The sequence below is a fragment of the Streptomyces sp. NPDC050423 genome, assembly GCF_040655445.1.
Lineage (GTDB): Bacteria > Actinomycetota > Actinomycetes > Streptomycetales > Streptomycetaceae > Streptomyces.
The window spans coordinates 1-24,103 of record NZ_JBFAJY010000043.1; the positions used below are offsets into that span (position 1 = coordinate 1).

The following is a 24,103-nucleotide window of genomic DNA, read 5'->3' on the forward strand; positions in this document are numbered from 1 at the left end:
CTCCGGGACCCGCCGCGACGAACTCCTCGTGCCGGCCGACGAACTGACCGCCGGCCCCGCACACCATGGTGTGCGGGGCGCCGGCGGTTACGTCGTACTCAGCCCGCCGGGCCGTCCTTCTCGCTCTCGCGCACGCTCTCCGGCGGCCCCGGCCTCGCGAACACCGCGTAGACCTGGAGCGCGGCGACACCTCTACTGCGCGGGCGGCCTCGTCCACCGCTGGCGCCCGATCGAGCCGGGCACCCGCGTCCTGGTGGTCGGCATCGCGGACCACGTCCAGGCGACGGACGAACAGAGCCGCTGACCGGGGCGCCTCGGCCGGTGTGCCACGTCCGGGCCCGCCCGGCGCCCGGGTGGCTGCCCCCGGTCGGGCGGTGTGCGGGGGCCGCCCCTACTGGCCCGTCCGGTGAATACCGAACACGGCGCCCTGCGGGTCCCGGATCACGGCGATGCGCGGGCCCTGCGGAATGCTCGTGGGCGACATCAGCAGATCGCCGCCGGCCCGCCGCGCCGAGGCGGCCGCCGCGTCGACGTCCGTGACCACGAAGTACGGCAGCCAGTGCGGCCGCACCTCCGGCGGGAACTTCTCGTCCATCGTCAGCACACCGCCGAAGTCCGCGCCGTCGATGCCCCACTGCGGGTACGTCCCCGAGGGTCTGACCGTCCAGCCGAGAACGGCGGGATAGTAGGTGAGCGCCGGTTGGGTCTCCCGGGTGACGAGCTCGGCCCAGCCCAGTGTGCCCGGGGCGTTGAACAGGTCGGCGCCCGCGAACGCACGGCCCTGCCACAGCGAGAACACCGCGCCGGACGGGTCCGCGGCCACGGCGAACCTGCCCTGGTCGAAGACGTCCATCGGGCCGACCAGCAGCGAACCGCCCGCCGCCGTCACCTTCTCGGCCGAGTTGTCCGCGTCCTCGGTGGCGAACGAGACCGTCCAGGCCGGCGGCTGCCCCGGCTGGTAGACCGGGCAGAGCGCGGCGACGCGGGCATCGCCGAGGTGGGCCATGGTGTAGCCGCCCGCCTCCTCGCGCGGATCGGTCTCGCACCGCCAGCCGAAGAGCGCCGCGTAGAACGCTGTGGCCGCCGGGACGTCGGAGGTGCTCAGCTCGATCCAGCAGGGACCACCGGGCACCGGTGCGGTGAGCTTCATCGCTTCCTCCGTGTATGTGTGGGTCTGTGTGACTCTCCTGCCTGTGTGAACGCTATGGCCGTACGCGGCGGCGGGCCATCGGTGCGAGGATCCCGATCGAAGTGTTTTATATGTGTAATACCTGCTAACGTATTTGAGTGAGCGATACAACTACGCGGCCCCGTCGGCAGCCCTCCGTCCGCAGACTCCCCCTGGCGGCTCCGCTGCGCCTGGTCAGGCCCTCGGACATGTGGCTCAAACCGGCGTCCAGCGTGGTCGTGGCCACGGCGATACCCAACCTGGTGCTGTTCTCCGTCGACCGCCTCGACCTCGTGATGTACACGATGGCCGGCTCGCTCTGTGCGCTCTACGGCCACAGCCTGCCGTACGCGCGACGCGCCCGGACCGTCGTCGGGGTCGTCCTCGGGATGCTCGCCGGACTGGCGGTGTCCCTGGTCACGGCGTCGCTGACCGATTCCACCGCAGTCCTGATCGCCGTCGGCGCACTCCTGGCAGCCGGGCAGAAGCTGCTCTGCGACGCCACCCGGATCGGGCCCCCGGGACCGCTGATCCTCACCTTCGTCAGCTCCGCCGCCCTCTTCGCCCCACAGCGGCTCGGCCAGGTGCCCGGCCATCTCGCCCTGACCCTCGGCGCGGGCGCCGTCTCCTGGCTGGTCACCGTCGCCGGTCCCGCCCTGGTCCGCCGCGAGGGACCCGAGCGCCACGCGACGGCCCGCGCCCTGAACGCCGCCGCGGCCTACGCCGCCGAGCCCGGTCACCGCACCCGGCGCGCCGCGGTCGCCGCCGTGCACGCGGCGTGGCAGACCCTCATCGCCGCCGGACGCCCCACCCCCGTACGCCGCGCCCTGGAACGCCTCGTCGTCCACGCGGAGGCCGCGCTCTCCGCGGGCGCGCCGGCCGCGGGCGGCGCAACCCCCGTCACCGACCCGGCCCTGCTGCGCGACTGGGCCGAGCGGACCCGGGCCCGCGGACCGGTGCCCACCCCGCCGGCCGCCCCCGGAACGGCCGCGGAACTCCTCGGCGTCGAAGCCGAACGTGCGGTCCTGCGCCCCACCGCCCCCGGCGCAGCACGCCGCGCACTGCTGCGCCGCCTCGGCCCCGGGTCCCCGCTGCTGCCGATCGCGGCCCGTGCCCTCATCGGCTGCGCCCTGGCCGGCTATGTCTCGTCGGCCGCCGGCGTCGGCCGCCCCTACTGGGCGATCGTCACCGCGGCCTCCCTCTGCCAGGCCAACGTGACGCTCTCCTGGAACCGGACGCTCCAGCGCACCGTCGGCAACCTCCTCGGCGTCCTCGTCTTCGCCGCCGTCCTCCCGGTGACCCGGACCGGCCCCCTGGCCCTGATCGGCTGCTGCCTCTTCTTCGGCTTCGCCGCCGAGGCACTGATCACCCGCAACTACTGGCTCGGCTCCGTCGCCGTGACCCCGATGGCCCTGCTGGTCCTGGAGTACGCCGGCGCCCACCCGGCCGGTGAACTCATCGGCGACCGGGTCCTGGACACCGTCATCGGCGCCGCCGTCGGATTCCTCGCCGCGCTGCTCGTCACCAACCGCCGCGCCGCCGGCCGGGTGGAATCGGCACTGGCGGCCGCCGAACTGGCCCGCGCCCACGCGCACGCCGTGCAGACCCTCGCGGCACCCGGCCCCGGCGCCCTCGAAGCCGCCCGCCGCGGACTCACCGGATCACTGGTCGAACTGCGCGAGGCGGACGACACGGCGGCCGGCGAATGGTGGCAGCGCGACCTGCCCCAGGAGGAGGTACTCGCGGCTGAGCAGGCCGGACACCGTACGCTCGCGGCGACAGCAATACGGCAGGGGCCGATCGCCCCGGCCCCGGAGAACGGAGCGGTGTGACCGACGACATCGTCGCCTCGGTGGTACGGCAGTGGCGGGCAGTGAACCCGGACCTCGACACCGGACCCATGGAACTCATCGGCCGGATCAACCGCTGCGCCGCCCTGCTCCAGCAGGCCGAGGACGCCCCGCTGCGGGCGGCCGGACTGACCCGTGCCGAGTTCGACCTGCTCGGCGCCGTGCGCCGCACCGACCGTGAACTCACCCCCGGCGAACTGGCCAGGGAGACGTTCTCCTCCGGCGCGGCCGTGACCAAGCGCCTGCGGGTCCTCCAGGAGCGCGGCCTCACCGACCGCCGCAGCGACGACCGGGACCGCCGGGTCGCACACGTCCGGCTCACCGACGAGGGGCGGGAGCTCGTCGACGGGCTGCTGCCGCAGCAGCTGGCGTACGAACGCGCGGTGCTCTCCGGTCTCGACGCGGAGTCCCGCGACCGGCTCAGCGCGCAGCTCAGCGAGCTGCTGGTGCAGTTGGAGGGGCGCATCGGAGGCGCCCGCCGCTGACCGTCCCCACTGCGGCGCCCCGTCAGGCTCCTTGCTCGGGCACCCGCCCTGCCGGGCCGAGCAGCGCGGCCGACCGCCGCAGCTCCTCGGCGCGACGTACCAGTGAGGCGTCGTCGCCGCGGTGGGCGGGGACGCAGGCCACCAGCGCGAGCCGGTCCCGGGGGCTGGAACCGGCCAGCGGTACGGCGACGGTGTTCATGCCCGGCACCGACTCGCCGCGGCCGAGCGCGTATCCGCACGCGCGGATCTCAGCCAGCTCGTCGAGCAGCGCCGACCGCGAGCCGACCGGGTGCCGGGTGTCCTCCTCCAGCGCCTCCTGCGGACAGAGGGCGCAGACCTGTTCCGCGGTCATCCGCGAGAGCAGCATCCTGCCGCCCGAAGTGGCGTGCGCGGGGTGCGTGCGCCCCGTCTCCAGCACCACTCGCACCGGGTGCGTCGACTCGCGGCCGTCGGTGACGACGATCCGGTCACCGATGAGTGCGGCGCTCTGCACGGTCTCGCCGGTCCGCCGCACCGCGTCGTCCAGTACCGCACCGACCTGTTCGCGGACGTCGGGGTCGAATCCGGCGGGGCGGCCGAGCCGCACGAGTTCGGGGCCGGCCGCGTAGCCGCGGCCCGAGGAGTCCCGGATCGCGAAACCGCGCCCCTCCAGTGTGCTCAGCACGCGATGGGCGGTGGAGCGGCCGACGGAGAGCCGCTCGGCCGCCTCGGAGACGGTGAGCGAGTCATGCGTGAGGAACAGCCGCATCAGCCTCAGCCCGGTGTCGAGTGACTCGATGGTGTATTCCCGTGTCGGCCCCATGAGGTGTCCGTTCCCCTGTTCGTTCGTACGGCGACCGTGTGCTCCATCCAGGTGTCGGTCATGAATCTGTTCCTTTCGATCCACTTCGATCACATGTGCGCTTGTCCCGTAGTGCGGTACGGAATGGATCACTCAGGAACTGATGTGGCCGCCGACTCCTTCAATCACCTTACTGCTGACGTGTGTTGAGGTCGTTCCACGGAGGTGCGCGACAGAGGGTTCGTCCCGTGGTGCGGGACGCGGGGGAGTGATTCTTCCGAAATATTCCCGCCCGTCACTCCCCGCGCACGCTTGGAGGCGCTGAGTGCAAAACCCGCGAGTGTATTACCGCTGGAGTGCTCGCGCAGGGGGTTGGGTGAATGCGTCGAAGCACTGTTTCGATCTGACTAAGCTCACGCGCAGTGAAGTCGAGTTGATGTGAATTCGAGCGCTTGTTCCCAACTGCCCTGTAAGCGCGTATATCTCCCGAGTCAACCGCCAGAGGTTTTAGATGGTTCGTGTTGAATCACCGCCGATCGACCGAGAAACACCTGTCGGCCGAGCCGTGTTGCTGTCCGTTGTCGCGATGGCGGGCGTGACTGCCGTCGCCCTGGCACTGGTTGCCGAGGTCGCCCGGATGCCAGTCGTCGGGTGCGGCGCCTTCGCCACCGTCGTGGTCGCCTTGCTCACCGCCGAACTCGCCCGCCGCGCACGTACGATCCGCCGGCTGCGCGCCGAGTACGAGCACCGCTGTACCGGCCTGGAACGGCGTATCGCCAACCACGACGAAGAGACCGTACGGATCAGCAAGGAGCTCCTGCCCGCCGCGATCCACCGGCTGCGGGTGGGCAACTCCCCCGACGAGGTGCTGCGCGACGTCGTGGACGCCGACCCCGTCTACCGGCATCTCCCCGACGCCCAGCGCTCCCTCGTCTACACGGTGCTGGACATCATCGACAACGAGGAGGCGACGCGTGACTCCGCGCAGCGCGCCTTCGTCAACGTCGCCCGCCGCGTCCAGGCGATCGTCCACCGGCAGGCCAGCGAACTGCGGGAGATGGAGGAGCACCACGGGCGCAACCCCGACGTCTTCGACGACCTGCTCCGCATCGACCACGGCACCGCGCTGATCGGCCGGCTCGCCGACTCCATCGCCGTCCTCGGCGGTGCCCGCCCCAGCCGTCAGTGGCCCAAGCCCGTACCGCTGTTCAGCGTGCTGCGCGGTGCCATGTCACGGATCCTGGAGTACCCGCGCGTCGATCTGCACTCGATCGCCAAGGTCGCCATCATCGGCACCGCGGTCGAACCGCTCATCCACGCCTGCGCCGAACTCCTCGACAACGCCACCCGGTACTCACCGCCGCAGACCCGCGTGCACGTCACCGCCGTGGAGGTGCAGACCGGCATCGCCATCGAGATCGAGGACGGCGGCGTCAGTCTCAGCGAGGAGGCCCGCGCACGGGCGGAGAACATGCTCGCCAGGGCCCAGGCCGGCTCCAGCATGAACGACCTCGGCGAGTCCCCGCGGCTCGGCATGGCGGTCGTCGGCCGGCTGGCGCGGATGTACGACCTCCAGGTCTCGCTGCGGCAGTCCGCGTACGGCGGTGTCCGCGCGGTGCTCATCGTGCCCCGCTCCATGATCACCACCGGTCCCGCACCCGGTATCGCCCATGGCATCGGCGCCACGTCGCGGCCCACCAGCGACATCGACCTCGCGGACATGAAGCACGTCGTCCCGGCACGCAGCACCCACCGCAAGCCCAGCCCCCTGGGCGCCCGTCCGGCCACCGGCCCGGTGGCACCCGCCACCCGCCCGGCAGCCCCCGCCCCGGCCGTCGCCATGGAGGACGAACTCCCCGTGGTGACGGAGTGGACCGCGGGCGGACTCCCGCAGCGCCGTAGCCGCGGCCGCGCACCGCTGGGTTCCCACCACCTCCCCGCGCAGTCCGCGGATCCCACCGCGGGCCGGACGAACGGCCACGGAAACGGCCAGCACAACGGCAAGGAACCGCCTCCCGGGATCTGGCTGGAGGCGTTCACCAAGGCCGCCAACGGCGTTCCCCAGGAGCCCAGGCCCGACGAAGACTCCGATGACGCGTGGGACAAGGGAGACCTGAAGTGATCCAGCAACGGGGCAACATGGACTGGATGCTCAAAGAGCTGGCCGACGACGTTCCGGACATCCATCAGATCGTGGTCCTCTCCGCGGACGGTCTGCGCATCGCCCGGCACGGCGGCGACCCCGATGTCGCGGACCGGCTCGCGGCGGCCTGTGCCGGACTGCAGAGCCTGGCCGCGGCCGTCGCCTCGGAGATCCCGTACAGCGACGGCCGGATGCGGCTTGTCGTCATCGAGGTCACCGGCGGATTCTTCTACCTGATGGCCGCGGGAACCGGCGCGTATCTCGCCGTGCTCGCCGGTGAGACGGTGGACGCCGGACTCGTCGGATCGCGGATGCGCGACATGGTCGTACGGATCGGCGCCCATCTGACGAGTCCGCCCCGGCACGACGGGCAGGCCGGATGAGTTCTATCCGACGAGAACGCCGCACGGTCGATCCGGAGCTGAGCGACCCGGAACGGCTCTACGTGATCACCGGCGATCCCGACGGCAGCGAGCGGGCAGCACTCGACCTGGTCACGATGGTGGTCTCGAAGTCACAGCCGACACCGACGGTCCAGCCCGAGCAGGCCGTGATCCTGCGGCTCTGTCAGGCCCCCTTGTCCGTCGCCGAGATCTCCGCCTACCTCAGCCTGCCGTTCAGCGTGGTGACCTCGCTCCTCACCGATCTCCTCGCGACCGAGCTGATCGAATCGCGAGCGCCGATCATCCGCGCGACCCTACCGGACAGGTCCCTCCTCGAAGCGGTGATGCATGGACTTCAGAAACTCTGACACGATCACGGGCCCCCGGAGCGAGGACGTCCTTCCCACCACGGCCACCGCCGCGGTGAAGGTCGTGATCGTCGGCGGGTTCGGGGTCGGCAAGACGACCATGGTCGGATCGGTCAGCGAGATCCGGCCGCTGACCACCGAAGAGACCATGACCCAGGCCGGCGTCGGCGTGGACGACAACTCCGGCGTGGAGAGCAAGACCGCCACCACGGTCGCCATGGACTTCGGCCGGATCAGCATCAGCGAGGAGCTGATCCTCTATCTGTTCGGCACCCCCGGACAGGAACGCTTCTGGTTCCTGTGGAACGGCCTGTTCGAGGGGGCACTGGGCGCCGTCGTCCTCATCGACACCCGCCGGCTGGAGGTCAGCTTCGACGTCATCGGACGGCTGGAGGAACGCGGCGTGCCGTTCGTCGTCGCCGTCAACACCTTCCCCGACGCGCCGAAGCACCCCGTCGAGGCCCTGCGCAGCGCCCTGGACCTGCCGGACGAGGTCCCGATGATCGACTGCGACGCCCGGCTGCGGGCCTCCAGCCGCGACGTGCTGCTGACCCTGATGCGATATCTGCACAGTGCGGCCGTGCCGCTCGGCTGACGTTCCCGAACGCGTTCAGCGCACCCGTTCCGCGCGCCCCCACCGCGTATCCCATTCGTCCGGCCCTGGCAGCCTGATCCCTGGAGCGATCGTGACAACCCCATTCCCCTACGAGCCCGGAGCGGCCACGGGTCCGGTACCGCCCCCCGAGTGCCCGGCCCACGGCCTCGGCATCGGCCCCGGCGGCCTGCGACGGTTCTACGGCCCCGAGGCAGAACAGGACCCGCACGGTCTGTACGACAAGCTGCGTGCCGAGCACGGCTCGGTGGCGCCCGTGCTGCTGCACGGCGACGTGCCGGCCTGGCTGGTCCTCGGACACAGCGAGAACCTGCACATGACCCGCACCCCCTCGCAGTTCTCCCGCGACTCCCGCCGCTGGCGGGCCCTGCAGGACGGCAGCGTGGCGCCCGACCACCCACTGGCCCCGATCTTCACCTGGCAGCCGATCTGCGTCTTCGCCGACGGCGCCACCCACGAACGCCAGCGCGGCGCCGTCACCGACTCCATGGGCCGGATCGACACCCGCGGCGTCCGCCGCCACATCAACCGCTACAGCAACCGGCTCGTCAACGACTTCTGCCGGGAGGGCCGCACCGACCTGGTCACCGACTTCGCCGAGCGGCTGCCGATGATGGTGATGTGCGCGATCCTCGGCATGCCCGAGGAGTACAACGACCGGATGGTGCAGGCCGCCCGGGACATGACCCGGGGCACCGCCACCGCCGTCGAGAGCAACGCCTACGTGCTCGCCGCGCTGAGCCGTCTCGTCGAACGGCGCCGCCGCGAACCCGCGGACGACTTCGCCACCTGGCTCGTCGAGCACCCCGCGGACATGAACGACCAGGAGGTCGCGGAGCATCTGCGGCTCATCCTGATCGCCTCCTACGAGGCGACCACCAACCTGATCGCCAGCGTGCTCCGCATGGTGCTCACCGACCCGCGGTTCCGGGCCAGGCTCAGCGGCGGCCACATGACCGTCCCGGAGGCGGTCGAGCAGAGCCTCTGGGACGAGCCGCCGTTCACCGCGGTCTTCGGCCGCTGGGCGGTCGGCGACACCGAACTGGGCGGGCAGCGCATCAAGGCGGGCGACGCGATGATCGTCGGCATCGCCCCGGCCAACACCGACCCGGTGGTACGGCCCGACCTCGGCGCCAACATGGAGGGCAACCGCGCCCACCTCGCGTTCAGCAGCGGACCGCACGAATGCCCTGGGCAGGACATCGGGCGGGCCATCGCCGACGTCGGCGTCGAGGCGCTGCTGATGCGGCTGCCCGACCTCGAACTCGCCGTCGACGACAGCGAACTCCGGTGGGTCGGCAACATCATGGGCCGTCACCTGCTGACCTTGCCCGCCGAGTTCGCGTCGCGCCTCCCGCAGGACGACAGGGAACCGCCGTCCATGGGCAAGCCGAATCCGGCCCGCCAGGACTGGGAGGTGCAGTCGGCGGTCCGCCACACGGCGCCGATCCCGGTCCGCGTCCCCGTACCGTCGGAATCGGCCGACGCCGGCCCGACCGGAGCGACCGTCGCGGCCGACGGCTCGGCTCCGGCACCGGGCCTGATCCCGCAGCAGCGCCGGCCCGCCGTCCCGGCCCGGCTGTGGCGCGTCGTGACCAGCTGGTGGAACGGCTGATGACCGGCAGCGGATGACGACGGCGGCCCGGCGGCAGGGGAGCGGAAACGTCCCCTCCCGACGGGCCGCGGTCCGCCGGGCGCCGCCACCGGCCCGTCGCGCGGAGTCTCCTCGCGGCACCCCACGTACCATGCGGAAGCGTGAAGCTGACAATTCTGGGTGGCGGCGGGTTCCGGGTTCCTCTGGTGTACGGGGCACTGCTCGCCGACCACGCCGAGGGGCGGGTCTCCGCGGTCACCCTCTACGACACGGACGCCGACCGGCTGACCGCCGTCGCCCGGGTGCTCACCGAACAGGCCGAGGGCATCCGGGACGCGCCGGCCGTCGTCGCCACCACCGAGCTCGACGACGCCTTGCGCGGCGCCGACTTCGTCTTCTCCGCGATCCGGGTCGGTGGGCTCGCGGGCCGGGCCGCCGATGAACGGGTGGCCCTCGACGAAGGCGTGCTCGGCCAGGAGACCGTCGGCGCGGGCGGAATCGCCTACGGTCTGCGCACCGTGCCGGTCGCGGTCGACCTGGCCCGGCGCATCGCCCGGCTCGCACCGCACGCCTGGGTCATCAACTTCACCAACCCCGCCGGCCTGGTCACCGAGGCCATGTCCCGGCACCTCGGTGACCGCGTCATCGGCATCTGCGACTCGCCGGTCGGCCTCGGCCGCCGGATCGCCCGGGTGCTCGGCGCGGACCCCGACCGGGCCCGGGTCGACTACGTCGGCCTCAACCACCTCGGCTGGGTGCGCGGGCTGTACGTCGAGGGCCGGGACGAACTGCCGCGCCTGTTCGCCGACCCGGAGCTGCTCGGCTCGTTCGAGGAGGGCCGGCTCTTCGGCGGCGACTGGCTGCGGTCCCTGGGCGCGATCCCCAACGAGTACCTGCACTACTACTACTTCAACCGCGAGGCGGTCCGCGCCTATCAGGAGGCGGAGCAGACCCGGGGCGCCTTCCTCCGCGAACAGCAAGAGGGCTTCTACGGGCGGATGAAGCACCCGGACACCCCCGCACTGGCCACCTGGGACCGCACCCGCGCGGAGCGCGAGGCGACCTATATGTCGGAGAACCGGGATGTCGCCGGGGCCGGTGAGCGCGACGAGAGCGATCTCGACTCCGGCGGCTACGAGCAGGTCGCGCTGGCCCTCATGCGGGCCGTCGCCCGGAACGAGCGGACCTCCCTGATCCTCAACGTCCGCAACCGCACCACCCTTTCAGTGCTCGACGCGGACGCCGTCATCGAGGTGCCGTGCCTCGTGGACGCGAACGGCGCCCATCCCGTCGCCGTCGACCCGCTCCCGTACCACGCCGTCGGCCTGGTCACCTCGGTCAAGGCCGTCGAACGCGCGGTGCTGGACGCGGCGGCGAGCGGTTCGCGCGCCGACGCCGTCCGGGCATTCGCCCTGCACCCACTGGTCGACTCGGTCTCGGTCGCCCGTCGCCTGGTCGACGGCTACACCCGGGTCCACCCCGGTCTCGCCTATCTGACGTAGCACCGCTCGCGGCACATGCGTCCCGGCCGCTGCCGTGCCGATGCGTGCCGCCGTTGTGCCGATGCCGTGCCGCTGCGGGTCGGTCTCCCCGCTGCACGGAGTCCGCCGCCCCGCCACGGCCCGCGTCGTCATCGGCCCGACCGTGCCCCCTTCACACCCGTTCAACCCGCACTGCCACGGACTTCTCGATCAGTGGTTCCACAGGAGATCCGACCACTGACAACGCGGCGTGACCGGCGTCCAGGGCAGGCGAAAGGGCAGGTCAGCCGCTGTGCGCGAGCTCCTCCCTGTGCACGGCGCGGGCGAACGGCGCCCCGGTGACCAGACGTTCCACCTCAACAACTGGCTCTTCTTCCCCGTCCTGATCGGACTCGGACTCGACCGCGTCGGCGTCCCCCACGACCGTGAACGGGTCACCGCCTGCCTGGACCGGCTGGAGACCTTCGCCCGCGGCGACGGCTGGTACTCCGACGGACCCACCGAACGCCGCGACTACTACGTGCCGTGGGCGATGCACTTCTACGGACTGCTCTACGCGGCACTCGCCGGACACCGCGACCCCGAACGGGCCGTGCGCTTCCGGATGAGGGCGGCCCTGTTCGCCCAGGACTTCCAGCACTGGTTCGCCGACGACGGCGCCGCCGTCCCCTACGGCCGCTCCCTCACCTACCGCTTCGCACAGGCCGCGTTCTGGTCCGCCCTCCCGTACGCCGGTGTCGAAGCCCTGCCCTGGGGAGTCGTCAAGGGACACCTGATGCGTCATCTGCGCTGGTGGCAGCGGCGCCCCGACGCGGCGCCCGGCGGACTCCTCTCCGTCGGCCACGCCTATCCCCAGCCCGCGCTCGCCGAGCAGTACAACGCCCCCGGCTCCCCGTACTGGGCGATGAAGACCTTCCTGCCGCTCGCGCTGCCCGCCGGACACCGCTTCTGGACCGCCGCCGAACGCAGTGCCCCCGCCCCGCCCGCCGTATCGCCCCAGCCGCACGCGGGCGCCGTCCTGATGCGCTCCGGCGGCGACGTCACCCTGCTCGCCGGCCGCCAGCACCACTCCTGGGTCCGCCACGGGGCCGAGAAGTACGCCAAGTTCGCCTACTCCACGCGGTTCGGCTTCAGCCTGCCCGCCGGACCGGCCGGACTGGAGCAGGGGGCGTACGACTCCGTGCTGGCCCTCAGCGACGACAGCGGCGCCCACTACCGGGTACGGGAGGAACCCGGCGCCCACCAGGTCACCGACGACACCGTCCGCTCCACCTGGCACCCGTGGCCCGACGTCGAGATCACCACCTGGCTCACCGCCGCCCCGCCCTGGCAGCTGCGCGTCCACCGCGTCCGCACCGCACGGCCGCTGCACACCGCGGAGGGCGCCTTCGCCGTCGACCGCGACTCCGCGCGGACCTGCCGCTCGACACGAGCGAGAACGCCCTCTTCCTCGACGGCGGCCGCGCCATGGAGGGCCGCTGGCCCAACTCCGGCACCGACCCGCTCAACCCGGCCCGGGCCGTCGCCGAGAAGACCTCCACCGACCAGCACATCGACGACCCGGCCCTGCCCGCCGGGGACCTCACCGGCGCCACCGTCCAGCTGTGGGCCGGCTCCAACCCCTGGAGCCAGCAGACCGGAACGGTCACCTCCACCACTGCGGGCGCGCTCGACTTCAAGGGCGGCAACTACCGCTGCGACCCGCTCTGCATGGGCGACAAGAACTACCGCAACTACTATCTGGTGGGATCCAGGGCGACCCTCGACCAGCCGGGCGAGTGGTACTACGACAAGGCCGCGAAGACCCTGTACCTCGTCCCGCCCAAGGGTGGAATGCGGGGCCACACCGTCACCGCCAAGCACCGCTCCTGGGGCATCGACCTCAGCGGCAGCTCCCACGTCACCGTGCGCGGCCTCGACCTCTGGGGCACCTCGCTGCGCACCGGCGAGGACAGCACCGGCGTCCTCGTCGAGGACCTGAACGCCCGTTACGTCTCCGAGTACTCGACGCTCCCGATGCCCGCCGACGACGAACTCGCCATCGAACCGGGCGAGGGCCACATCGGCGTCTCCCCGGATCCTGGACTCCGGCGTCCAGCTCCTCGGCACCGGCAACACCCTGCGTGACAGCGAGATCGGCTACTCCGCCGGCACCGGCGTCCTGGTGCGCGGCAGCGGCAACACGGTCACCAACACCTACATCCACGACGTCGGCTGGATGGGCAGCTACACCCCCGGCATCGAGATCAACGGCAGCGACCACACCGTCACCCACAACACCGTCCGCCGCACCGGACGGGGCGGCATCGACGTGTCGTGGCAGCTCAACGGAGTGCCCTTCCACAACAACGAGATCGCCTGCAACGACCTCTCCGAGGCGATGCGGACCTCCCGCGACGGCAGCCCGTTCTACGTCTGCTGCAACCTGGACGCCACCGGCACCGAGGTCGACCACAACATCGTCCACGACGACGACGGCCAGGTCGGCTACTGCATCGACAACTCCTCCGGCAACTTCCTGCTCCACCACAACGTCGCGTACAACACCGGCACCCGGGGCACCTTCTTCAACGGCCACAGCGGCGTCAGCCTCGGCAACCGCGACCACAACTCTTCGTACGGCCAGGGCATCACGGGCGCCTCGGTCCGGCTGAGCGGTGCCACCGACGCCACCGGCACGTACGTCAGCAACATCGTCGGGATGACCAAGACCGAGATCTCCGGACCCGGCAACCCGGGCCCCGTCGTGCGCAGCAACCTCCTGCCGCCCACCGACCCCGGCTACACCGACACCCGCAACGGCGAACTGTGGCTGCGCGCCGGCTCGCCCGCCATCGACGCGGGCGAGACCGTCGACGGGGTGACCACCGGGGTGCGCGGCGCCGGCCCCGACCAGGGCGCCTACGAGTACGGTGACGCCATCTGGTCGGCGGGCTGCAACCTGCCCGGCTGCCGGTCCCGGGTCCGCAACGACGGCTGGATGGCCACCGCGTCCGACGGCTCCGACGCCTCAGCGGCCGTGGACGGTGTCCAGACCACCCAGTGGAAGTCCGCCGCGCTCCAGGCCCCGGGCCAGTCGCTCACCGTCGACCTGGGCGCACCGAAGACCGTCGGCCGGCTGGCCCTCGACGCGGGTCTCGACGCCACCGGGCACCCGTCCGGGTTCACCGTCGCGACCAGCAGTGACGGCAAGCGGTGGGGCAAGCCGGTCGCCGAGGTGAGCGGCCGTTCCTTCACCCAGGAGGCCGTCTTCCCGACCGCCACCGTCCGCTATCTGCGGATCACCCTCACCGCACCGGGCGGCACGGAATGGGGTGTGAACGAGATCCGTCTGTACGCCGACGGGCCGGACGCCGCCGGGACGCTCCAGGCCGAACCGGCCACCGACGTCGTGGGTACCACCCGGGGTGACGCCGCCACCGGGCTGCTGGGCTCGGGCGACCGCTTCGGCTTCCACGAGGTCGAGTTCGGTGCGGGCGCCGACCGGATGACCCTCCGCGTCGCGGCGCCGGGCCGGGGCGTGACCGGGCTGCTCCAGGTGCGGCTGGACAGCCCGAAGGGCCGGATCGTGGGTGTGCTGCCGGTGAGGGCGACGGGCGGCGCAGACACCTGGCAGGAGCAGTCGGCGAAGCTGCTGCACACCGTCACCGGTTCGCACGACGTGTATGTCGTCGCCGCGGGCGGCCCGAGGACCGCGGCCGTCGACTGGCTGACGTTCGGCAGGTGAGTACGCGGGTGGGGGCCGGGGCGTCGGATGATGCCCCGGCCCCCACCCGTACGCACGTCCGGTGGGCGGTCAGGGGGCGGAGGGGACACGCGAGCCGCCCGCGGACGTCCACGAGGGCGTCACACCGGTCACCTGGCAGACCATCAGGTAGAGCGGGATGGGCGGCGTGTACGGCGTACGGCTGTCGGGCTGGTGGATCAGCCGGGGCCGTACGGCGGGGACGTAGGCCCCTCGTGCGTAGGCGGCCTGCGCGGGCCAGTTCAGATCGAGGTCCGAGCCCGACGGGACGATCCACCACCAGCGCTCCCCGTCGTCGAAGACACAGCCGGTGCGCGGCAGATGAGACATCAGCCGGAAGCCGTACCGCGCCGGAACCCCCACCGCATCGCAGCCCAGGGTCGCCGAAAGGGCTGAGGGAAGCGGCAGCTGCACGCGGCCGCCACCACCGGGGCGGCCGGGCTCACGGGACCGGCGGGTTCCGAGGAGGTGGGACATCGCGTTCTTCAGCATGAGTGCTCCGTGCCGTGCGGCAGTTCTGCCCAGACGATGCGGCCCGAGCCGCCCCCGGCGTCGCGGGACCCCCAGGCACTGCACATCGCGTCGACGAGCAGCAGGCCGCGTCCGTGCTCGTCATCGGCGCTGCGGCACAACTGCGGCCCGCCCGGCTGGTGCCCTTGGTCCTGTACGGCTATGCGCAGCCGGTGATCGAGGCAGCGCAGCTCGCACACGACGCGAGAGCTGGCGGTGTGCACCACCGCGTTGGTGACCAGTTCGGACACGATGAGGATCGCCGCGTCGTGTGCGTCGCCGCCCAGCCGCCACTCGTTCAGCCGGGCCCGCGTCAGCCGCCGGGCACCGGCCACCGACTCCGGGTGCGCGGGCAGCGCGAAGCAGTACCGGAGCGCTTCCGTCCCGGGGCTGAGATCCATGAGCCGGGAGATGAGCGCACTGCCAGGTGCCACGACCGAATCCTCACAGTGGGGGCTGTGTCACGCTTCGCGATCCTCGTGAAAGGAGGTGGACGCGACTGGTGAACTGGTTCACTCACCAACTCTCCCCCTGTCGTGAACACTTGGCAAGGGGCACTCTGAAATTTCCAGAGTGGCTGTGTCTTTGATGCCACGCGCATGGCACACTGCTCGCAAACAGCGCATGGGGAGGTCTGAAGTGAGTGAACCGCGGTCCGCCCCGACCGTGGGTCAGGTCGTTCTCGGCAAGCGCCTGCAGGATCTGCGGGAACGTGTCGGCCTGAGCCGGGACCATGCCGCCAAGGTGCTGCGTGTCGCGCCCGCGACGATACGCAGGCTGGAGACGGCCGAGGTCGCTCTCAAGATCCCCTATGTACAGCTGCTCCTGAAGGCCTACGGGATCTCCGAGGAGGAGTCCGACGCCTTCGTCGTCCTCGCCGAGGAGGCCAACAAGCCCGGCTGGTGGCAGCGCTTCCACGACGTGCTGCCCGACTGGTTCAGCATGTACGTCAGCCTGGAGGGCGCCGCGAGCCTGCTGCGCATGTACGAGCCGCACTTCGTCCCCGGGCTGCTGCAGACCGAGGACTACGCGCGCTCGGTGATGCGTACCGGAGCGGTCGGCCAGACCCGGCCGGAGGACATCGAGCGCCATGTGGCGCTGCGGATGCAGCGCCAGTCCCTGCTCACCCGGCCGGACGCCCCGCGGCTGTGGGTCGTGATGGACGAGACGGTGCTGCGCCGCCCGGTGGGCAGCCCGCAGGCCATGCGCGCCCAGATCGACCAGTTGCTCGAAGCGACCGCGATGCCCAACGTGACCCTCCAGATCGCCGAGTTCTCGACCGGCCATCACCCGGGCACCTACGGGCCCTTCGTGCTCTTCCGGTTCGCCGTCCCGGAGCTCCCCGACATGGTCTACAGCGAGTACCTGACCGGGGCCGTCTACTTCGACGCCCGCCCCGAGGTGGCCTCCTACCTCGAGGTCATGGACCGTATGGCGGCCCAGGCCGCGACTGCACAACGCACGAAGGAAATCCTCCGGGGCTTCCGCAAGGAGCTGTGATGACACCCATATACAACGGCATGCCGGCCGCCGAACTCGGCTCCGAGGGCTGGTACAAGCCGTGGAGCGGTGGCAACGGCGGCAACTGTGTCGAGGCGATGAAGCTGTCCGACGGAAGAATCGCCATGCGCCAGTCCGCGGACCCGGACGGCCCGGCCCTGATCTACACCCACCGCGAGATCGCCGCGTTCATCCAGGGAGCGAAGGCCGGTCAGGCGGATTTCCTGCTGACCTGACCTGGGACTGACTTGACCTGGGACTGAGCCCCGCCCGTGACCGGGCGGGGCTCACTTCGTACCCGACTGCCGAACACGTGGATTCGGTGCCGGCCACGGGCTGGCTCTCCCGTTCACCGTAGCCCGCCCTGCGCGGAACACCGCTCACCCGGCAGCGGTGGGAACGAAGGTGCTCCGGCCGCGCGACATCCTGCCGTCTCGCGTAGTCAAGAGGGGTATGCACGGGGATCACGGAACAAGAGAACAGACGGTGGCCGAGTGAAATCAGCACAGGAGGATCAGTACCTGGAGTTCGTGGCCACGAGGGCGAAGGCGCTGTACCGCTCGGCGTACGTCCTCGCGGCCGGCGACACACATCTTGCCGAGGACCTCGTCCAGGAGACCCTCAGCCGCGTGTACGTGCACTGGAAGCGGGTGGCCGGAGCGGACAGCCCGGCGGCCTACGCCCAGACGGTTCTGGTCCGCACCTCCCTCACCCTGCGGCGCCGGCGAAGCACCGGCGAGCGCCCCATCGGGAACATGCCCGACAGTGCGGCGGCCGGCCCGGACGCCGCACTGCGGCTCACCCTGCTGGACGCGCTCGGACAACTGCCGCCCCGGGACCGGGCGGTGCTGCTGCTGCGCTACTGGGAGGACCGCAGCATCGAGGAGACCGCCCAGATGCTCAAGCTGGGCAGCGGCGCGGTCCGCTCCCAGGGCACCCGGGCACTCAACAGGGTGCGCGCGTTGCTCGGCGACAGCCTGTCCGACCTGGTTCCGCACTGAACACCGGTGCGCACAGGTCGAAACCACCCCGAAATCCACATCAGCGACAGAACAGGTGACGCCACCATGCCGTTCGAAGCAGACCTCGCACACGCCCTGAACCGCACGGCGGACTCCCTCGAACCCGATCTCACCACGCTCACGAGCGGCGCCGTCGAGCGCGGGCGGAGCCGCAGCCGACGTCGGCGCAACGCCGGCGTCATCGCCGGGGTCGGCGCCTGCGCCGCGATCGCGGCAGCCGGCCTGGTGCTTCCCGGGGTGCTCGCCGGGGCCGGCTCCGAAGGGTCCGACATGGAAACGGTGGCGCTGGCGATGCCCCGTTCCGCGATCACCGGCACCCAGATGATCAACGCTGTGAAGAAGACGTTCCCCGGGAGCCGGTTCGACCAGGAGCACGGGCAGAGCAACGACCCCTCGAATCCGTCCAGCGGGTGGGTCGCCAACGGCGGAGTGGACGTCAACGACGGGCACGGCGCCGCCAACGTCGGTGTTTCGGCCCTGCGGCTCAAGCTGCCGCTCAGGGACGGCGAAGGGCTGAGCTGCGACCGAACGGCCGGGCTTGCCAAGGCCGGCGACACCTGCGAGCTGAGCGAGCTGCCGAGCAGTGCCGCGCTTCCCGGCGGAGCCCTGGTGATGTCGGAGAAGATCGCGGAGAGGCAGCCGATGGGCGGCGACCCCGTACCCGACTCCGGCATCGCTCACCGCTGGACGACGACGGTCACCCTGAAGTCGACCGGTGCCCAGCTCCAGATGGTGCAGTGGAACACCGCCGGCGACTTCGATGGCGGAAGCACGCCGAAGCCGACCCGTGACGCCCCCCCGCTCTCCCAGAAGCAGGCGGTGGCCGCACTCACCGGTCCCGCCTGGGCACCGATCCTCGGTGCCGTCGGCTGACCCGTCGCACGGCCGGAAACGGCGGCGGAACCTCCATGACCTGCTGCGCCGGCGGGTCATGGAGGTTGAGGGCGCGGCCGGCGACCGCCGGCGCGCGGGCACGGCCCTGTCACAGGCCACAATGGACCCCATGTCCCGACGCACCTCACGCCCCCGGCGCCCGTCCGCCGCGAGCGCCCGCACCGTTCCCGTACCGGAGATCACCGCGGCATCGCCCTGTCCGTGCGGGCTGCCCGCCGAGTACGGCGCGTGCTGCGGGCGGCTGCACTCCGGGGCCGCCGCGCCGACCTGTGAGGCGCTGATGCGTTCGCGGTACGCGGCCTTCGCCGTCCGGGACGCCGCGTATCTGCTGCGCACCTGGCACCCCGACACCCGGCCGGACGTCCTCGACCTCGATCCCGGGGTGCGCTGGGAGCGGCTGGAGATCCTGGGGACGACGGAGGGCAGCGCCTTCCACACCACGGGCACGGTCACCTTCCGGGCGCACTTCAACGACAACGGCCGCGCCGACTCGCTGCACGAGAAGAGCCGCTTCGTCCGTTGCGAGGGCGCCTGGGTCTACGAATCGGCGGTCTTCGCCTACTGAGCCGCTCGGCGGGTCCGGCGGCCGTACGCGTCGGACCGCCGCCCCGTCAGGCCACCGCCCCGTCAGACCGGCGCGCCGGCCGGGGCCGCCGGGGACAGCTCCTGCGTGAGGTCCTCCGCCAGCAGCCGCTTGGCGATGACGTCGACCGCGGCGCGCACACGCGCGTCGTCCGGGCGCTCGCCGTCGTGGCCCAGCTGTTCGTTGAGCCAGGTCGCCCAGGCGGCCGTGATGGTCGCGGCCTCCCTGCTGCCCGCCTCGGTGCGCGCGAACAGATGGCCGTCCCCGGTGAGATAGCCCTCCTCGATCATCCGGTCGAAGACGGGCACCAGCACCTCCGGCGGAATCCGGTGCCGGGCCGCGATCAGCCGGAGCCCCGCGTGGCCGACCAGCCGGGTGAACAGCTCGACCTGCATCACCGCCCAGGCCCCCGCCATGTCGAGCCGGGTGTCCGATTCGGCGATGATCCGCCGGGCCGTGCCCGGGTCGACCCGCCGCAGGACCTTGGCCACCGAGAACTCCAGCAGCCGGGCCGAGTCACCGGCGCTCGGGGAGGCGAAGCCCTCGCCCATGTCGGTCGAGCCGGCCCGTACCGTGTCGCGCAGCTTCACCTCCTTCAGGAACAGCGCCACGACGAACCCGAGCACCGCGACCGGCACCGTCCACAGGAACACCGTGTGCAGGGTGTCGGCGTATGCCTGGGCCAGCGGCGCCACCTGGGCGCCGGGCAGCGAGTGCAGGCCCTCCGGACTCTGCGACGCCTTCGCCAGCACGGCCGGATTCCCGCCGGCCCGCGCCGCCGACGCGATCCCGTCCTTGAGATTGGGGCCGAGCGCGTTGGCGTAGATGGTCCCGAACACCGCGGTGCCGAAGGCGCTGCCGAGCGTGCGGAAGAACGTGACGCCCGAGGTCGCCGTGCCCAGGTCCGAGTAGTCGACGGTGTTCTGCACCGCGATCGTCAGCACCTGCATGGACAGGCCGATGCCGAGCCCGAGCACCAGCATGTACAGCGACTCCAGCCACACCCCGCTGTCCGGACCCATCCGGGAGAGCAGGAACAGGCCGACCGCCATGACCAGCGAGCCCACGATGGGGAAGATCCGATAGCGGCCGGTCTTGCTGACCACGTTGCCGCTGAAGATCGACGCGACCAGCAGACCGAGGACCATCGGCAGCGTCCGGACGCCCGAGAGGGTCGCCGAGTCCCCGTCCACGTACTGCAGATACGTCGGCAGGAAGATCATCGCGCCGAGCATCGCGAACCCCACGATGAAGCTGAGGATCGAGCAGACCGTGAAGACCGGGTTCCCGAACAGCCGCATCGGCAGCATCGGCTCCTTCGCCCGGAACTCGACGACGCAGAACGCCGCGAGCGCGGCCATCCCGAGCACGAACAGGCCGATGATGACGGGCGAGCCCCAGGCGTACTGGTTGCCGCCCCAGCTGGTCGCGAGGATCAGCGAGCTCGCCCCGACCGTGACCATCGCGATGCCCAGATAGTCGATGACCGGACGTCCCGCGGCCTTCACGGAGGGAATGGTGCGGGCCGCGGCGATGACCACCACGATCGCGATCGGCACATTGACGTAGAACGCCCAGCGCCAGGTCAGATGGTCTGTGAAGAGCCCGCCCAACAGCGGTCCGACGACGGTGGAGACACCGAACACCGCACCGATCGCACCCTGGTACTTGCCGCGGTCGCGCAGCGGGATCACATCGGCGATCAGCGCCATCGACGTGACCATCAGACCGCCCGCGCCGATGCCCTGGAGACCGCGCCACACGATGAGCAGCGTCATGTTCGTCGCGAGGCCGCAGAGGAACGAACCGGTGATGAAGATGATCGCCGAGAGCTGGAAGACGATCTTCCGGCCGAACAGGTCGCCGAACTTCCCGACCAGGACCGTCGCCACCGTCTCCGCCAGCAGATACGCGGTGACCACCCACGACATATGGGCGGCGCCCCCCAGGTCCGAGACGATCGTGGGCAGCGCCGTACCCACGATCGTCTGGTCCAGCGCGGCCAGCAGAATACCCAGCACGATCGTGGCGAAGACGATGTTCCGGCGGCGCGGATCGAGCAGGGGCGGCGCTGCGGCACTCTGCGCGGCGGGGGCGGTCTCGCTGGCAGTGGTCACGTTTGCACCCTCACACCGCGCCCTGTCACCCGCATGCGGGGAACGGCCGGACGTGTCAGGCCAGCAAGTCCCGCAGCGACGCCTTCATCCGGGTCACGAACGCCTCCCGCACCGGCTCCGCCACCCGGTCCAGCGAGAGGTACGGATTGAGGTCCTCCAGCTCGACGAGCAGCAGCTCGCCGTCCGCCGTCCGGCACGCGTCGACCCGCTGGATGCCGTGGCGGAGGGTGTTCCACTCGACGAAGGACCGGGCGAACCCCAGATCCGCCGCACTCGCCTCGTACGGCTCCAGCACCCACCGCTGCTCCGGGTGCGGCGCGTACAGCGCGTACTGGAAGTCGTGGTCGACGAAGTAGAAGGACACTTCGTGGCGGAAGTCGATCCGCGGCTGGATCAGCTGGGTCCCGTCCGACTCGGAGGACAGCTCGGATGACAGGCAGGGGGACAGTCCGGGGCTCCGTACGAAGCGCAGCCCGGCCGAGTCCGCGCCCAGCTTCGGCTTGATCACGTACTCCTCGGCCCCCGGCAGCAGCCCCAGGTCCGCCGCCCGGTCCACGGTGGGGATCACCGGGTACCCGGCGCGGCTCAGGTCGACCAGGTACTGCTTGCCCGCCATGTCGCCCCGCCCGGTCAGCGGGTTGTAGACCCGTGCGTCCAGTTCCCGGGCCCGTGCGCAGAAGGCGTCGTACGCCTCCTGGTAGTGCAGCACCGGGCCGCTGTTGCGTATGACAGTCGCGTCGAAACCGTCCAGCAGGGCGGCGGCGTCGCGCGGATGGCAGAGCGCTGTGTCGAAGTCCTCGCGCAGCCGTGAGGTCAGAAAGACGTCCTCGTCGCAGTAGCGGCGCCCGCGGGCCTCGTAGGCGAGGTCGGTGACGAAGAGGACGGACGGGCGCGGGCCGGCGGCCATGATGTTTCCCCAAAGGGTGCGTGAGCGGACGGGTGGTCAATAACCTGGACGGCGTCGCCCGTCAACGACCCTGGAGTGTCATGACGTCAGCCCCGCAGGAGTCGCTCGCCCCGCAGGAGCCGCCCGTGCCCGACATCCTCTCGCCCGGCTTCGCCGCCGATCCCTACGGGGCCTACCGGATCATGCGCGAGAGCGCCCCGCTGATCCGGCACGAGGCGATGAACAGCTACATCGTCTCCCGCTACGAGGACGTCGAACGGGTCTTCAAGGACAAGGCCGGGGAATTCACCACCGACAACTACGACTGGCAGATCGAACCCGTCCACGGCAGGACCATCCTCCAGCTCAGCGGCCGGGAGCACGCCGTGCGCCGGGCCCTGGTCGCCCCGGCCTTCCGGGGCACCGACCTCCAGGAGAAGTTCCTCCCGGTCATCGAGCGCAACGCCCGCGAGCTGATCGACACCTTCCGGCACACCGGCGAGGCCGATCTCGTCGGCGCGTTCGCGACCCGGCTCCCCGTCCTGGTCATCGCGGACATGCTCGGCCTGGACAAGGCGGACCACGACCGCTTCCACGGCTGGTACACCACCGTCATCGCCTTCCTCGGCAACCTCGCGGGCGACCCGGACGTGGCGGCGGCCGGCGAGCGGACCCGGCAGGAATTCTCCGCGTACATGATCCCGGTCATCCAGCAGCGCCGCGCCGCCCCCGGCGACGACCTGCTCTCCGCGCTCTGCGCGGCCGAGGTCGACGGCGTACGGATGAGTGACGGGGACATCAAGGCCTTCTGCAGCCTGCTGCTGGCCGCGGGCGGCGAGACCACCGACAAGGCCATCGCCTCGATCTTCGCCAACCTGCTGACCCACCCCGAGCAGCTAGCGGCCGTGCGGCAGGACCGCGGTCTCATCGACCGGGCCTTCGCCGAGACGCTGCGCTTCACCCCGCCGGTGCACATGATCATGCGTCAGACCGCCACCGATGTGGAGCTCGGCGGCGGCCGGGTGCCCGCCGGGTCGACCGTCACCTGTCTCATCGGCTCGGCCAACCGGGACGCGTCCCGGTTCCGCGATCCGGACCGGTTCGACATCTTCCGCACGGACCTGACCAGCACCACGGCGTTCTCCGCGGCGGCCGACCATCTGGCGTTCGCCCTGGGCCGGCACTTCTGTGTGGGCGCGCTGCTGGCCAGGGCCGAGGTGGAGACCGGGGTGAACCAGTTGCTGGACGCGATGCCCGACGTACGTCTCGCGGACGGATTCACCCCGTCCGAGCAGGGCGTCTTCACTCGGGGACCGCGGTCGCTGCCGGTGCGGTTCACCCCGGTCGCGGGCTGAGTCGGGGGCGGCGGCACGGATCGCCGGGCCGCCGCCCCCGATGGGGCGTCAGCCGATGTGGGCACAGATGTCGTCCGTGGACCCGTGGATCATGTGGAGGGTCTTGTACCCGGCGGAGCTGATGTCCAGCGTGTAGATGCCGTCGATCAGCTGTTCCCCGCGCGGCAGGTTGCTGTCGTGCCCGCCGATCCCGGCGAGCACGGGCCCGATCGCGTGCCAGCGCTGCGAACCGTCCGCGTGGTGGTCGACCAGCGCACTGCCACCGGCATCGGCGTCGTGGAACGCGCCGGTGTCGGTGTTGGTGACCCGGATGACCAGGGCGCCCTTGTACGCGATCTGCGAGGGAGATCCGTCGGGACGCGTGGCGAGCACTTTCTGCACGACCTCGTCCACGACCGGTTCGCCGTGGATCGGGAAGTCGCAGCGGGCGCCGGCCGTCGCGTCGAACGGGGCGGTGGGCGCGGGCTCCCAGCCGGTGCCCGTTCCGGCGTCGGAGGCGGCCGGCGTGCCGGCCGAGGCGGGCGACGCGGCGGTCAGCAGCGCGGTGGTGAGTGCGAGTGCGGAAACAACGGTGGTCCGGTGCATACGGTCTCCCGGTGGCGGGGGCACCCTGGCGACACCGCGG

Annotated in this window: 23 protein-coding genes and 2 pseudogenes; 18 read left to right on the top strand and 7 right to left on the bottom strand. The window is 71.3% G+C overall.

The genetic code is table 11. The features are described from left to right. A pseudogene (locus AB0I52_RS27010) lies at positions 1 to 304 on the top strand (hypothetical protein); the annotation flags it as partial. Positions 305 to 391: 87 nt separating this feature from the next. Here the strand turns inward: AB0I52_RS27010 and AB0I52_RS27015 are convergent. After that, positions 392 to 1,150 carry a VOC family protein gene (locus AB0I52_RS27015; RefSeq protein ID WP_363076832.1) on the bottom strand — a complete coding sequence of 253 codons (759 nt, stop codon included), beginning with the start codon at positions 1,148 to 1,150 and terminating at the stop codon, positions 392 to 394. A gap of 137 nt (positions 1,151 to 1,287) precedes the next feature. On the opposite strand from AB0I52_RS27015, the gene AB0I52_RS27020 reads away from it, so the two are divergent. Next, positions 1,288 to 3,000, top strand: coding sequence for an FUSC family protein (locus AB0I52_RS27020; protein ID WP_363076834.1), 1,713 nt, complete (start codon positions 1,288 to 1,290; stop codon positions 2,998 to 3,000). Then, on the top strand, positions 2,997 to 3,503 hold the full coding sequence (locus tag AB0I52_RS27025) for a MarR family transcriptional regulator (RefSeq protein ID WP_123464309.1): 507 nt from the start codon (positions 2,997 to 2,999) through the stop codon (positions 3,501 to 3,503). The genes AB0I52_RS27020 and AB0I52_RS27025 overlap by 4 nt, the downstream gene beginning before the upstream one ends. Positions 3,504 to 3,525: 22 nt before the next feature. On the opposite strand, the gene AB0I52_RS27030 is transcribed toward AB0I52_RS27025, so the two are convergent. Further along, positions 3,526 to 4,305 (bottom strand): IclR family transcriptional regulator, encoded by a 780-nt coding sequence (locus AB0I52_RS27030; protein WP_363076837.1) that lies wholly within the window; start codon positions 4,303 to 4,305, stop codon positions 3,526 to 3,528. Between the two features lie 490 nt (positions 4,306 to 4,795). On the opposite strand from AB0I52_RS27030, the gene AB0I52_RS27035 reads away from it, so the two are divergent. The 9 genes and pseudogenes from AB0I52_RS27035 (at position 4,796) to AB0I52_RS27075 (ending at position 14,593) form a co-directional block, all read left to right on the top strand. After that, a complete protein-coding gene (locus tag AB0I52_RS27035) occupies positions 4,796 to 6,406 on the top strand; it encodes an ATP-binding protein (RefSeq protein ID WP_363076839.1) in 1,611 nt (536 codons plus the stop codon). Continuing rightward, on the top strand, positions 6,403 to 6,810 hold the full coding sequence (locus AB0I52_RS27040) for a roadblock/LC7 domain-containing protein (RefSeq protein ID WP_123464316.1): 408 nt from the start codon (positions 6,403 to 6,405) through the stop codon (positions 6,808 to 6,810). The genes AB0I52_RS27035 and AB0I52_RS27040 overlap by 4 nt, the downstream gene beginning before the upstream one ends. Beyond that, positions 6,807 to 7,178: a DUF742 domain-containing protein gene (locus AB0I52_RS27045; protein ID WP_363076841.1), complete on the top strand. Its 372-nt coding sequence runs from the start codon at positions 6,807 to 6,809 to the stop codon at positions 7,176 to 7,178. The genes AB0I52_RS27040 and AB0I52_RS27045 overlap by 4 nt, the downstream gene beginning before the upstream one ends. Further along, complete coding sequence (locus tag AB0I52_RS27050) at positions 7,159 to 7,773, top strand: ATP/GTP-binding protein (RefSeq protein WP_363076843.1); 615 nt, start codon at positions 7,159 to 7,161, stop codon at positions 7,771 to 7,773. Before AB0I52_RS27045 ends, AB0I52_RS27050 begins: the two co-directional genes overlap by 20 nt. A 91-nt stretch (positions 7,774 to 7,864) precedes the next feature. Further along, a complete protein-coding gene (locus tag AB0I52_RS27055) occupies positions 7,865 to 9,406 on the top strand; it encodes a cytochrome P450 (protein ID WP_363076845.1) in 1,542 nt (513 codons plus the stop codon). A 140-nt stretch (positions 9,407 to 9,546) separates the two neighbouring features. Further along, complete coding sequence (locus AB0I52_RS27060) at positions 9,547 to 10,887, top strand: 6-phospho-beta-glucosidase (protein ID WP_363076847.1); 1,341 nt, start codon at positions 9,547 to 9,549, stop codon at positions 10,885 to 10,887. 289 nt (positions 10,888 to 11,176) lie between these two features. Next, a pseudogene (locus AB0I52_RS27065) lies at positions 11,177 to 12,241 on the top strand (DUF2264 domain-containing protein); the annotation flags it as partial. Positions 12,242 to 12,333: 92 nt separating this feature from the next. Continuing rightward, on the top strand, positions 12,334 to 12,993 hold the full coding sequence (locus AB0I52_RS27070; protein WP_363076849.1) for a hypothetical protein: 660 nt from the start codon (positions 12,334 to 12,336) through the stop codon (positions 12,991 to 12,993). A gap of 7 nt (positions 12,994 to 13,000) precedes the next feature. Further along, positions 13,001 to 14,593, top strand: coding sequence for a carbohydrate-binding protein (locus tag AB0I52_RS27075; RefSeq protein ID WP_363076951.1), 1,593 nt, complete (start codon positions 13,001 to 13,003; stop codon positions 14,591 to 14,593). A gap of 69 nt (positions 14,594 to 14,662) precedes the next feature. On the opposite strand, the gene AB0I52_RS27080 is transcribed toward AB0I52_RS27075, so the two are convergent. Both AB0I52_RS27080 and AB0I52_RS27085 read right to left on the bottom strand, forming a co-directional pair. Next, complete coding sequence (locus tag AB0I52_RS27080) at positions 14,663 to 15,103, bottom strand: hypothetical protein (protein ID WP_363076851.1); 441 nt, start codon at positions 15,101 to 15,103, stop codon at positions 14,663 to 14,665. Next, positions 15,097 to 15,555: an ATP-binding protein gene (locus AB0I52_RS27085; protein ID WP_363076853.1), complete on the bottom strand. Its 459-nt coding sequence runs from the start codon at positions 15,553 to 15,555 to the stop codon at positions 15,097 to 15,099. The genes AB0I52_RS27080 and AB0I52_RS27085 overlap by 7 nt, the downstream gene beginning before the upstream one ends. Before the next feature lie 205 nt (positions 15,556 to 15,760). On the opposite strand from AB0I52_RS27085, the gene AB0I52_RS27090 reads away from it, so the two are divergent. From AB0I52_RS27090 to AB0I52_RS27110, 5 genes are all read left to right on the top strand, one after another. Continuing rightward, positions 15,761 to 16,621 carry a helix-turn-helix transcriptional regulator gene (locus AB0I52_RS27090; protein WP_363076855.1) on the top strand — a complete coding sequence of 287 codons (861 nt, stop codon included), beginning with the start codon at positions 15,761 to 15,763 and terminating at the stop codon, positions 16,619 to 16,621. Beyond that, complete coding sequence (locus AB0I52_RS27095; protein ID WP_024490276.1) at positions 16,621 to 16,857, top strand: DUF397 domain-containing protein; 237 nt, start codon at positions 16,621 to 16,623, stop codon at positions 16,855 to 16,857. Before AB0I52_RS27090 ends, AB0I52_RS27095 begins: the two co-directional genes overlap by 1 nt. Positions 16,858 to 17,115: 258 nt before the next feature. Beyond that, positions 17,116 to 17,622: a SigE family RNA polymerase sigma factor gene (locus AB0I52_RS27100; protein WP_363076857.1), complete on the top strand. Its 507-nt coding sequence runs from the start codon at positions 17,116 to 17,118 to the stop codon at positions 17,620 to 17,622. Between the two features lie 66 nt (positions 17,623 to 17,688). Then, on the top strand, positions 17,689 to 18,516 hold the full coding sequence (locus AB0I52_RS27105; RefSeq protein WP_363076859.1) for a hypothetical protein: 828 nt from the start codon (positions 17,689 to 17,691) through the stop codon (positions 18,514 to 18,516). Between the two features lie 130 nt (positions 18,517 to 18,646). After that, complete coding sequence (locus AB0I52_RS27110) at positions 18,647 to 19,102, top strand: YchJ family metal-binding protein (RefSeq protein WP_363076861.1); 456 nt, start codon at positions 18,647 to 18,649, stop codon at positions 19,100 to 19,102. 62 nt (positions 19,103 to 19,164) lie between these two features. Here the strand turns inward: AB0I52_RS27110 and AB0I52_RS27115 are convergent, their stop codons facing one another. Both AB0I52_RS27115 and AB0I52_RS27120 read right to left on the bottom strand, forming a co-directional pair. Continuing rightward, positions 19,165 to 21,237 carry an MDR family MFS transporter gene (locus AB0I52_RS27115; protein WP_363076863.1) on the bottom strand — a complete coding sequence of 691 codons (2,073 nt, stop codon included), beginning with the start codon at positions 21,235 to 21,237 and terminating at the stop codon, positions 19,165 to 19,167. Positions 21,238 to 21,292: 55 nt separating this feature from the next. Further along, a complete protein-coding gene (locus AB0I52_RS27120) occupies positions 21,293 to 22,144 on the bottom strand; it encodes a hypothetical protein (protein ID WP_363076865.1) in 852 nt (283 codons plus the stop codon). Between the two features lie 80 nt (positions 22,145 to 22,224). Here AB0I52_RS27120 and AB0I52_RS27125 point away from each other — a divergent pair, with 80 nt between their 5' ends. Beyond that, positions 22,225 to 23,478, top strand: coding sequence for a cytochrome P450 (locus AB0I52_RS27125; protein WP_363076867.1), 1,254 nt, complete (start codon positions 22,225 to 22,227; stop codon positions 23,476 to 23,478). A gap of 48 nt (positions 23,479 to 23,526) precedes the next feature. Here AB0I52_RS27125 and AB0I52_RS27130 read toward each other — a convergent pair whose 3' ends face one another. Continuing rightward, on the bottom strand, positions 23,527 to 24,063 hold the full coding sequence (locus AB0I52_RS27130) for a hypothetical protein (protein ID WP_363076869.1): 537 nt from the start codon (positions 24,061 to 24,063) through the stop codon (positions 23,527 to 23,529). Positions 24,064 to 24,103 lie beyond the last annotated feature (40 nt).

Coding starts and splice junctions, on each gene's coding strand:
- AB0I52_RS27045 (WP_363076841.1), top strand. CDS start 6,807: ATGAGTTCTATCCGACGAGAACGCCGCACGGTCGATCCGGAGCTGAGC.
- AB0I52_RS27110 (WP_363076861.1), top strand. CDS start 18,647: ATGTCCCGACGCACCTCACGCCCCCGGCGCCCGTCCGCCGCGAGCGCC.
- AB0I52_RS27080 (WP_363076851.1), bottom strand. CDS start 15,103: ATGCTGAAGAACGCGATGTCCCACCTCCTCGGAACCCGCCGGTCCCGT.
- AB0I52_RS27120 (WP_363076865.1), bottom strand. CDS start 22,144: ATGGCCGCCGGCCCGCGCCCGTCCGTCCTCTTCGTCACCGACCTCGCC.
- AB0I52_RS27015 (WP_363076832.1), bottom strand. CDS start 1,150: ATGAAGCTCACCGCACCGGTGCCCGGTGGTCCCTGCTGGATCGAGCTG.
- AB0I52_RS27095 (WP_024490276.1), top strand. CDS start 16,621: ATGACACCCATATACAACGGCATGCCGGCCGCCGAACTCGGCTCCGAG.
- AB0I52_RS27035 (WP_363076839.1), top strand. CDS start 4,796: ATGGTTCGTGTTGAATCACCGCCGATCGACCGAGAAACACCTGTCGGC.
- AB0I52_RS27070 (WP_363076849.1), top strand. CDS start 12,334: ATGGAGGGCCGCTGGCCCAACTCCGGCACCGACCCGCTCAACCCGGCC.
- AB0I52_RS27130 (WP_363076869.1), bottom strand. CDS start 24,063: ATGCACCGGACCACCGTTGTTTCCGCACTCGCACTCACCACCGCGCTG.
- AB0I52_RS27050 (WP_363076843.1), top strand. CDS start 7,159: ATGGACTTCAGAAACTCTGACACGATCACGGGCCCCCGGAGCGAGGAC.
- AB0I52_RS27125 (WP_363076867.1), top strand. CDS start 22,225: ATGACGTCAGCCCCGCAGGAGTCGCTCGCCCCGCAGGAGCCGCCCGTG.
- AB0I52_RS27105 (WP_363076859.1), top strand. CDS start 17,689: ATGCCGTTCGAAGCAGACCTCGCACACGCCCTGAACCGCACGGCGGAC.
- AB0I52_RS27030 (WP_363076837.1), bottom strand. CDS start 4,305: ATGGGGCCGACACGGGAATACACCATCGAGTCACTCGACACCGGGCTG.